This is a genomic window from Proteiniphilum sp. (genome assembly GCF_034927365.1).
Taxonomy (GTDB): domain Bacteria; phylum Bacteroidota; class Bacteroidia; order Bacteroidales; family Dysgonomonadaceae; genus Proteiniphilum.
The window spans coordinates 1-10,150 of the sequence record NZ_JAYFQD010000041.1 but is presented as its reverse complement, the minus strand read 5'-3'; the positions used below and the strand labels follow the sequence as shown (position 1 = coordinate 10,150).

Annotated in this window: 7 protein-coding genes; all 7 read left to right on the top strand. The window is 41.4% G+C overall.

The window, feature by feature from the left end; genetic code table 11:
- Positions 1–638: 638 nt before the first annotated feature.
- Complete coding sequence (locus VB073_RS17345) at positions 639–1,823, top strand: 6-bladed beta-propeller (RefSeq protein ID WP_323405446.1); 1,185 nt, start codon at positions 639–641, stop codon at positions 1,821–1,823.
- 33 nt (positions 1,824–1,856) lie between these two features.
- The gene (locus tag VB073_RS17340; RefSeq protein ID WP_323405445.1) at positions 1,857–3,509 is read left to right on the top strand and encodes an O-antigen ligase family protein; all 1,653 of its coding nucleotides are present in this window, start codon (positions 1,857–1,859) and stop codon (positions 3,507–3,509) included.
- Positions 3,502–4,389, top strand: a complete 888-nt coding sequence (gene lepB / locus VB073_RS17335; protein ID WP_323405444.1) for a signal peptidase I — start codon at positions 3,502–3,504, stop codon at positions 4,387–4,389. The genes VB073_RS17340 and lepB overlap by 8 nt, the downstream gene beginning before the upstream one ends.
- 301 nt (positions 4,390–4,690) lie before the next feature.
- Entirely contained in the window at positions 4,691–5,566 is an 876-nt protein-coding gene (locus VB073_RS17330; protein ID WP_323405443.1) for a DUF1573 domain-containing protein, read from the top strand.
- A gap of 55 nt (positions 5,567–5,621) precedes the next feature.
- Entirely contained in the window at positions 5,622–5,996 is a 375-nt protein-coding gene (locus tag VB073_RS17325) for an NVEALA domain-containing protein (protein ID WP_323405442.1), read from the top strand.
- Between the two features lie 196 nt (positions 5,997–6,192).
- Positions 6,193–7,404, top strand: coding sequence for a 6-bladed beta-propeller (locus tag VB073_RS17320; RefSeq protein ID WP_323405441.1), 1,212 nt, complete (start codon positions 6,193–6,195; stop codon positions 7,402–7,404).
- A gap of 76 nt (positions 7,405–7,480) precedes the next feature.
- Positions 7,481–10,150 (top strand): MG2 domain-containing protein (locus VB073_RS17315; RefSeq protein WP_323405440.1); only part of this gene is annotated, 2,670 nt, incomplete at its 3' end.

Here is a 10,150-nt window from a genome sequence, read left to right as displayed (position 1 = left end):
CGGCAAGGGGGATTACGCGAAATATGGAGTAATAACTGTAAGGACGAAAGAAGAATCCCGGGAGGGTATCGAGAAAAGAGCCGCTTCCGCCGACAAGGGTAGGGCTATCATGAAGAGGTCTGTCAAGAATAAGCCTCTTGTCAAGAGTAGTTATATTAAATAAAAATAGGTGACCGGATGTTGCGGTTATCAACCCAGACTAAAAAAGTGTGGATACCGGGGCTCTATTCTTGACAATTGAAATTACTCCTGCGTTAATTAAGTAATAATTAACGCAAAAAGAGTGTTGTATCTATTTTATTCTCTGTTTTTTTGTAAAAATTATAATTTTTTCGCCTATGGACTGTCATGAAATTAATACCGGTCATTCCATGGAATGTCGCTATATAGCGGTTTCCTGAGTATTCATATACTTAATAGCATAGGGACTGCCTTTAGTTTTTCTGTAGCATGTATAAACTTGAATAGTTTATGAGAAATATCATTGTGATACTATCTATTGGTTTTGGTCTTACCTTTCTCTCCTGTAAGGAGGAGCCAAACTCGAAAATTGTCGATACGGAGGGCGAGCGATTAATCCCCCTATCTGCTCGATTTTAAATACAAAACAACATAATTATATAAATTTAAATAATTATATGAGAAATTTAGGTGCAGCTATTATCACGACCTTATTATTTTTAAGTGCTTGTGGAGAGAAACGGATTGAGCCGATTGTTGAAGCGCAACACCTCATCGAGATTAATAATCCCATCGAAATTGTGCTGGAAGATTTTATTGTGGACGTCGATACCCTGAGGCTAGAACTTTCCGATGCATCCATAATGTATGAAATCAAAAATATACATATTATGGGGGATCGATATTATATTAATGTCTGGGATCGTACAACAGTGTATATTTTCGACTCTCGGGGTAAATATATAAACAAGATAATGGACAAGGGAAATGGCCCGTTAGAGTATATTTCAATCACAAGTTTTGAGGTTGACAGGATTAATAAAAGAGTTATTATTGCAGATGGTTTTTCTCGCAGGATATTTGTTTATGATGAAAACGGAAATCAACTAAATGTAATCCAACTCGACTTTAATCCAATTATTATTCTGCCTTATGAAGACGGCTTCTTACAAATCTATTCCGGCCCCAGACATGAATATGAGAATCCGGAAATGGAAAATTACAACATTCATTTTCTTGATTCGAAGGGCAAATTTATCTCTTCGGCTATTGAAGTCGGTACTCCCGAAAGAATTGATATTGGTTCGGATTATAAAACGGACTGCTTAGAAAATGGGGAAATCCTGCTCCAACCAGTATTAAGCAACATCATCTATAAGATTGGAACCGGTAAAAAAGTTATACCTTTTTACGGTTTAGTAGATAATTCCTCCAAACATAAGTTTTTAAGCCAAAAGGAAAAGGAGTCTTTTGAGTATATTGTGAGAAAGGGAGATAAACGCATGAAAGAAAAAGAGTCGAAAGGTTTTTTGTTAAGTTGGGGAGCAGTGAGTGATTTGACAGACTATGCCTTTTTTGCTTTTGGATTTGACAAGAAATATTATCTTTATTATTCCAAATCGTTAAATAAGTCACTTTTTATTGATCCGGAAAAAGTAAAAGGGGACAGGAATCTTGTCGATATTTTTTTCAGCTACCCAGTATCGATACATGGTAACAGGTTTTACATTTCACCTCATCCGTTGCTTATAGATCAGGTTAGAGATCAACTACCTGATGGAATTTTAAAGACTTTTTTTGAGAATACGTATGATGATTCAAATCCTGTATTGATATCGTTCACAATAAAATTTCCCGAGTAATAGATTGTTTAAATTTCCACATTGTAAACATCGATGTACCTATCAGGTAAAATAAACAAGCCAGCAGTTATTGATCTGCTTATTATCCTTTTCACAGGGATAATACTCATTACATACAACTATCGGAAAGACATGCTTCCTGACGGGTTGGCTTTTTCTGTGCAGTTGTGTAGCGGGTGGTTCTTATTCAGGATTCTCTATACTTATTTCCCCTCCTTTCCTCTTTACACCTGTGTTGGAATATTGCTATTCGGGCTGGTGGAGGCTGTATGGGGTTTAGGGCAATTATATGACTTTTTCCCCTCGAAACACAGGCTCTTTAAAACAACGGGGTCATTTATGAATCCCGGCCCATACGGTGGATTTATAGCTTTGCTGTTCCCCTTGGCATTACATTACTGGTTTGTATTCAAACACACGAAGAAATGGATTGGTTACCTTTTTCTCTTTGTGGGAGCGGTTTGTATGATGGTATTCCCAGCCACGTTAAGCCGTGCGGCATGGGTTGCAGCCGTGGCAGGGTGTCTGCCCGTTCTATTAATGGATACACCTGTTGTTACAAGGCTCCGTATCTTCTGGCGACGCCATAAGAGGAAATCCATTATCACTATAACCATTGTGTCTATATTGCTGTTCGGAGGTGTTTATGGGATATACTATTTGAAAAAAGATTCGGCTGACGGGCGGATGTTCATGTGGAAAATTACCGCCTTGGCTATAAGCGAATCTCCCTTGAAAGGAACCGGTCCGGGAGGATTTTCTGCTGCTTACGCGAAGGCGCAAATTGAGTATTTTAAAAGCGATAAAGCCACTCAAGCCGAAAAACTGGTGGCGGGATGTCCGGATTACGCTTTCAATGAATATCTGCAGATATTCCTGGAGCAGGGATTGACAGGCATTATCCTGTTTCTGTCGCTTACATGCCTGATTATAAAAAATGGAATTAAGAACAGGCAGATTGGAGCGGCCGGCAGTTTTCTGGCTTTGTCTGTATTTGCATTGGCCTCCTATCCTTACCGGTTGTGGGAGTTTCCTGTCGTATGGATAATGTTGGGAACCGTTTGTATTGTACAGTCAGGTTATAAAACTGTCGAGAAGCAACCCTATAGCTGGAAAAAAATAATTCCTTCATTTTTGTTGATAGCGATTTTGTGTTCTATTTCCATTACGGGTATTATAAAGCAAAAAGAATTTTACCAAGCAGAGAGGGAATGGAAGAAGCAACGATCGATGTACAAAAGGAAAGCATATACAGCAGTTATAGACGGCTATGCAGGACTCTATCCTTTGCTCGACCATAAACGGAAATTCGTGTTCGAGTACGGAAGGGCCTTGAATGAATCCGGAGAGAAAGAGAAAGCCGACAGCATCTTCGGCAGGGGATTGGAAATAAGCTGTGATGCGATGTTTTACAATGTGAGAGGCCGTAATTATTACGAAATGGGAGAATATGACAAGGCTGAGAACTGTTATATAAAATCCACGTTGCTTCTGCCCGAACGTATCTATCCATACTTTTTGCTTACTAAACTCTATGCCGATCCCGCCAACTACCAACCGGATAAGATGGTCCGCGCGGCAAATGCCGTGTTGCAAAAAGAACCGAAAGTCCACTCCATGGCCATCATGGAAATGCGGGCTGAAGTGAGGAAAATATTGAAAGAAAAAGGAATCAGCCATGAATAAAGCAAGTAAGATATTACGCAAAACAGGGCATGTTCTGCTGGACATATTTTACTATTCTTCCATGGCCCTGTGTGGTTTTATTCTCCTGCGCATTTTTGTTTTCGGTTCTTACAGGATACCTTCCGACTCCATGGAGCCGGCCATATTACCCGGCGATTATGTGCTCGTGAACAAACTGGCTTACGGCGCCCGGCTTTTTGACCTTTTCAGTGCGATGGAAGAAAAAGAGGTGAGGATTAAACGTGTGCCGGGTTACACTTCCGTCAAGCACGACGATGTGGTCATATTCCATATTCCTTACCCCAACAAACCCGACAAGATGGAGATGCACATGTTGAAGTATTATATCAAACGTTGTATCGCTATCCCGGGCGATACACTCCGAATCGTAAACGGCATCTATGCCGTGAACGGCGACACATCGAAACGGTTGGGCAACTACAAGGGGGAACTGGTCATGAGCCAAAAATCAAAAGAGGCTTTTCCGCAAGGGGTATACAATACTTTCCCTCGGGATACTGTTTTGAACTGGAATATCAAGGATTTCGGTCCTCTTTATCTACCTCGCAAGGGAGACCGCATCACATTAGACAGGACAAATACATTGCTTTATAAAAAAATCATTGAATGGGAGAAAGGATATCCCCTTCCATTGGAGAACGATACGTTACGGGATAACGGGACCCCGTTGCAAGACTATGCCTTCTCCCATAATTACTATTTTATGGGAGGCGACAAGGTGGAGAATTCACACGATTCCCGTTATTGGGGATTGCTTCCCGACGACCTGATAGTCGGGAAAGCATGGATAGTATGGAAGTCGGTCGATCCTTTCTTGAAAGAGACCAGATGGAATAGAGTATTGAAAAGAATAAAATAGGTGACCGGATGTTGCGGTTATCAACCCAGACTAAGAAAGTGTGGATACCGGGGCTCTATTCTTGACAATTGAAATTATTCCTGCGTTAATTATGTGACAATTAACGCAAAAAGAGTATTATATCTATTTTATTCTCTGTTTTTTTGTGAAAATTATAATTCTTTTGCCTATGGACTGTCATGAAATTAATACCGGTTATTCCATGGAATGTCGCTATATAGCGGTTTCTTGAATATTCATATACTTAATAGCATAGGGACTACCTTTAGTTTTCTGTAGCATGTATAAACTTGAATGGTTTATGAGAAATATCATTGTGATACTATCTATTGGTTTTGGTCTTACCTTTCTCTCCTGTAGGGAGAAACCAAACCCCAAAATTATCGAAATTGTCTCCGAATGGCAGGGAAAGGAAATTGTTTTCCCGGAGAATATCGTCTTTACCCGATATGGGAAAGATACTTTGTCCTATCAAATCCCCGAATCCGATTATAAAATTGTGATGTATACCGATTCTATCGGTTGTATGAAATGCAAGATGCAACTTTATAAATGGAGGGAGTTTATCAAGGAAGTAGATGACTTAACAGAAGGAAGCGTTCCATTCCTTTTTATTTTCCATCCCGCAGATCCACGGGAAATAAGTTTTTTACTCATGAGGGATGAAGTAGATATTCCAGTATTTATTGATTTGGATGATAGAACCAACAAAATAAACAATTTTCCTTCAAATAGTGCATTCCAAAGTTTCCTTCTGGACAGAGACAATAATGTGGTCTATATTGGTGACCCTACCAATAATCACCGTATTAAGGCGATGTACCTGAACCGCTTGTCGGAAGGAGCATATAGTGCGGCAAGTACTACAAAGAAAACCAGTGTGGAGATAGATCAGACAGAGTTCGACCTCGGAACGATACGACAGGGAAAACCGGTTACTATTACCACTACGATACGAAATACAGGTGATGCACCATTTATAATTTTCAATACGAGAAGCTCTTGTGGTTGTACGGATGTGCTATACGACAGAAAACCTGTATTACCGGATAGTTTGACAGAAATATCAATAACTTACGATGCCGATGACAGCGGGTATTTTCATAAGACCGTTTCTATACATGGAAACGCAGAAGAATCACCGTTTATTTTAAAAATAAAAGGAAATGTTGAATAATCCTTGCAAGGATTTTTATAAATCAGTTTTTTTAATCACTAAATTTTTTTCGAATATGAAGAAAAAATTATTACCGGGCATTGTAGCCCTTGCCGTCCTGCTAATCGCGGGACTGGGCATGAACAGGAGTATGGCCAGTTATGGCGATCTCAGTGATGTAGCACTGCAAAATGTATTGGCATTGGCCGATGGGGAAGATTGGGGAGATCCCGATCCTGGAGAATCGGGAGATGAAGTGAAACTCTGTGGTACACGCACTACTTCTGAAGAAATAACAATAACCTGTAATGGACGTTTCATTACGGCTACAAACTTTTCATTTGAGTGTACAAGTTCTGGAGATCATTGTAAAGGAGTATCTGGTTATGTTTTTATATGTGGAGGAGAAAGATTTGATATGACCTCGGTAGATCAGAAGTTTTGCATTTAAAAATTAATTACATTTTGATTTTCTTTTGATAAACTCTCTATTAAATGAAATACCCATATAAGTGGTATAATCTGTATATTATTGACCTATTGTAAGGAAAATTGAAATTTACTTAAAAAAACACGTTATTTGAGTCCACTTTATTGGGTGTATTTCTTAAAGTGGACTCTTTTCTATTTAAAATAAAAATATAGATATGAAAGCATTAATAATCTTCTTTTTAGTTTTATTTATCTCCGTATCGTCTTGCAGAGCTGATAAAAACGACATGATCATGCACAATGCGCAGTACGAAGTTGATATTGATATTTTGAAAAAGGAATATAATGTGCCGGTTTCATCCTATTTCAAATCGGTAAAACCTATCTTTTTGGAAACCAAAGAGAATTGCCTATTGCAGTCTATTGGAGGGATTCAGGTAACGGATGACTATATCTTTATCCTGGACAAGAAATACAAAAGACTTTATTGCTTTAGCAAGGAAGGAAAGTTTGTAAGAAGAATAGGAAATCTAGGGTCTGGTCCTGGCGAATTCTCTAATATTTCAGATTTTACCATTGATAGTAATGGGACAATTTATACCGTAGACCCTTACGGTAATAAAATACATTCATATACCCTTTCGGGAAAACATATCTCATCATTCCAGTTAAAAAAAATTGAAGGTTATCTGGGGCATATTCAGGTAGTGGGAGATTTTCTGTACCTTGATTTCGAAGCCGAGAAAAAGACATCGAAGGCGGATATCCCGTTGTTATTGAAAGTTGACAAGAATTCAGGCGAGATTGTAAATAAATATTTATCGGTATACAAGCACAATCTTGGATTCCCGTTCATCACTGGCAAAGATGGTAGTTTCTTCTACTCCAAAAATAGTAACAAACCTTGCTATGCTCCTATTTATTCATCTATTATCTTTTCTCTAGATAATGGAGTAGAGCCTTATTTCCGAATCAACAGCAAGAGATTATTGCAGAAGAAAGACCTTGAAAAGTTAGATTTTTCACATTCTCAGGTGAAAATGAAAATAGACGAAATACACAAGATAAAATCAATTAAGAATTTCATAGAAGTCGAAAATTATATTTTTTGTCAATATTTTGATGATTCCTCTTCCGGTTCAGACATATTATTGTATAATAAAAAATCAGGAGAAGCAAGTTTATATGACGCTTTTGTTGATGACTATTTTTATAAAACTACAGATAGGGCGCTTATGCCCCATTTTGGTTGTTCAGATAAAAAAGGAATATATGCCTTTACTCATGTTCAGGAGATGCCAATTTTCATTGAGAGTTATAAATCCGGAGATATAAAGTTTGAACTTGACAAAGAACAGCATAACCAGATCAATAAATTCTTAGAAGAAATGAATCCTCCATTGTTTTATTATGAGTTGAAGGAATAAAGAGAGAAAATGTATGCATGTATTCAAGAATGTTTTGGTTAATTCATGTTGATATGATTTACACAAATATATTGCTATGAAACGACAGAAGAACAGACCCTTCGGTATAACTATGCTCTATTGGGTGTTCCTTTTGGGAGGGGCATTGCTTTTTCCCGGTATTCTGTTTGCCCAAAGCAAAACCATAAGTCCGGATTCGGCGGCCATCCTCTTGTCCGAACAGTTGAAACATTTCCCCCAGGAGAAGATATATGTCCAGACGGACAAACCGAATTATCTCCCCGGTGAACGGATGTGGCTGCGTGCCCATCTGATCGACGCGCTCAACAACCGGCCGACGTTCATGAGCCGGTATATTTACGTGGAACTTTTTACCCCCGCCAATGAGTTAACCAACCAGATTCAAATCCGTCAGGACACCATGGGGGTATATGCCGGCTATTTCGACCTTGACGACTGGCTTCCGGAGGGTAACTACACGATAAGGGCCTATACCCGGTATATGCGGAACCGGGGAAACGATACCTTCTTCAGGAAGACGGTGAGGGTGGCCAAGCCCCATCCCGTGGAAATGGAATTCCTGCCGGAGTTCTCCTTTCAGGGGGATACGGTGGAGGTCGACTTCCATTTTATGGACCGAAAAAATGGGAATACCATTGTGCCCGCGGAAGTCCATACCCAGTTCGAAGGTGATCCGTTAAGAGCCATCAAGCGGAAGAAAGGGAAATTCAAGGGGACTTTTTCGCTTGCCGGGAAGGAGAGCCGGAGTTTCCGGCTGGATATTTACCGCCAAACCACGAAGGGGAACAGGCAAAAACATTCCTTGTTCTATACCATACCCTATCCTGAAGGAGAGTTCGATGTCTCTTTCCATCCCGAAGGAGGCTGGTTGATACCCGGCCGGGCCTGCCGGGTGGGTTTCAAGTGCATCAACCCTTCCGGGCTTGGGGAAGAGGTCTCCGGCACGCTGTTCAATTCCCGGAACGAGGAGGTTGTGCAGTTCAGTTCCCTTAAATTGGGAATGGGTTTCTTTGATTTTATCCCCGTGGCAGGGGAAAAATACCATGCCGTCTGTCGGACGGAAGATGGACATGCCCGGCAGTTCGATCTACCGGACCCCAATTCCTGTGCGACAACTCTCAACGTAAGGCAGTTACGAGACCATTTCATGGTGCGTGTCCTGAGAGGAGAATCTTACCGTTCCGGTTCCCTCTCATTGTTGATTCATCACAAGGGGGGTGTACTGTATCATGAATCCTGTAGCCCTGAATTTGATAACCATGCTTTTCCAAAAGAATTTTTCCCGTCCGGCATATCAAGCATCCTGCTGCTCGATGCCAACCGGGATATCATCAGCGAGCGGCTTGTATTCAATATCAACGAGATAGATTTCGCAGATATAAAAGTCGACTCCTCCGCACCGGTATACGGATGCCGGGAACTTGTCACCCTTACGCTTCAGATGGATGAATCTACCGCTCTCCTCGCTAACAATATTGCCGTTTCTGTGACCGATAAGCGTATTGTCTTTTCTGATACGGTGAACAGTCTTGTCTCCACGTTGCTGCTTTCGTCGGAACTGAAGGGACACATCGAATCGCCTGCCGGCTATTTTACAGATAGGAAGGAGGAGAGGAATGCGCTTGATGTGCTGATGCTGACGCAGGGATGGAGGAGGTACGATATCCCGTCGGTGTTGAAGGGTAGGATTGAAGAGCCTTCCATTTTGCCTGAGCGGTTCATGGTAATAAGCGGCAGGGTAGAGCCCCAGACTCCCCGTAAGGTGCAAGGGGATACGGTCACCCTTACCATGACATTTAACTGGGAGGACCCCGATGAGACCGGGACGGTGAAAAAGGAGTCCAAATCAAAACGTTCCACATTTTTTGTAACAGGCCTCCAAAGAACCACGACTGCGGATAGGCAGGGACGTTTCAGCTTTAATGTGGAATACCCTTATGATCCGAAGTGTGATCATCTAGGTGGTGCTACTGTTCTCTCTGTGTTGTCATCCTCTTCCGGAGAGAGAAAAGAGGAGAATTATGTCTTTCTTGACAGTATTATCTATCGGGATTGTCGCTTTGGCATGCTGCCGGAAGCCAGGCTGCTCAAATCGGACAATCGATCCGGCATGGATTCAATCTTGGAACAATCCGGCAGGGCTTCTCCCTTGAAAATAAATAAACTGAAAGAAGTGGAAGGGCGTTTCTTGGTCGGGGAGCAGAAGAACCGTTACCCAATCATCTTTCCTTTCGGGTTTCAACCGCTGGGATATCTGCGGCCCGTGGAATTCTACTCACCCAAATATGAGACCCCGGAGGAAGTGGGTTCCCCTACCCCCGACCAGCGTACCACCGTCTACTGGAATCCCGGCATACAGTTCTCCCCGGCAGGGGAAGCCGTGGTGGAATTCTATTCGGCCGATATCCCCACCACCTACCGGGTGGAGGGAGAGGGTGTCACCACTTCGGGCAAGTTAGTGCATTTTACCAAAGACATAGTGATAGGGGACAGTACCCTTTCGGCATCGAAGCTGGCTGCCGGTATTTCCGGCAATCCGGCAAATATGAAAAATCCCATAGAAGATACTTTGGATATCCGGGAACTTAATCCCGATAATATCAAATCGATACAAAAAGGTGCCATAATTTACGGGAAAGAAAGAGAGGACGGGATGATACCGGTAGTAAAAGAGGAAAAAAATAAGAACCCGATAATTTTCCTGGATGGGGAAAAGATATCTCCG

Bases quoted from the DNA above. Each gene is read 5' to 3' on its own strand.
- VB073_RS17345 (WP_323405446.1), top strand. From the start codon at position 639: ATGAGAAATTTAGGTGCAGCTATTATCACGACCTTATTATTTTTAAGT.
- VB073_RS17340 (WP_323405445.1), top strand. From the start codon at position 1,857: ATGTACCTATCAGGTAAAATAAACAAGCCAGCAGTTATTGATCTGCTT.
- lepB (WP_323405444.1), top strand. From the start codon at position 3,502: ATGAATAAAGCAAGTAAGATATTACGCAAAACAGGGCATGTTCTGCTG.
- VB073_RS17330 (WP_323405443.1), top strand. From the start codon at position 4,691: ATGAGAAATATCATTGTGATACTATCTATTGGTTTTGGTCTTACCTTT.
- VB073_RS17325 (WP_323405442.1), top strand. From the start codon at position 5,622: ATGAAGAAAAAATTATTACCGGGCATTGTAGCCCTTGCCGTCCTGCTA.
- VB073_RS17320 (WP_323405441.1), top strand. From the start codon at position 6,193: ATGAAAGCATTAATAATCTTCTTTTTAGTTTTATTTATCTCCGTATCG.